The sequence below is a fragment of the Anaerobacillus sp. 1_MG-2023 genome, assembly GCF_030547345.1.
Lineage (GTDB): Bacteria > Bacillota > Bacilli > Bacillales > Guptibacillaceae > Guptibacillus > Guptibacillus hwajinpoensis_B.
On record NZ_JAUORD010000321.1, the window covers coordinates 1 to 230 of the forward strand.

Below are 230 nucleotides of genomic sequence, written 5' to 3' on the forward strand. Positions count from 1 at the left end.
GCCCGGACGTGGCTTTATCTCGCACCGGATCGCTTCGCTCACGCCCTCGATACGGATATGAGGCGTCTGCTCATCCAGACCTGGATCGCCGCCCCAGCCTACGAGTTGCAGCGGCGCAACAAAAGACAAGGCGCCAAAGGTCTGGCGCTCGGCATTGCCTGCGCCCGCTGCTGTCAGGCTGTCTTCAACGATCGCGCCCTGAAACGTAAAATGGCCAATCCGGTCCAGGT

At 61.7% G+C, this 230-nt stretch carries 1 protein-coding gene; it reads right to left on the bottom strand.

All coding sequences use genetic code 11. The annotated features are described in order from the left end of the window. A partial coding sequence (locus Q4550_RS24310; RefSeq protein WP_303536838.1) for a hypothetical protein occupies positions 1-230 on the bottom strand: 230 nt, incomplete at both ends.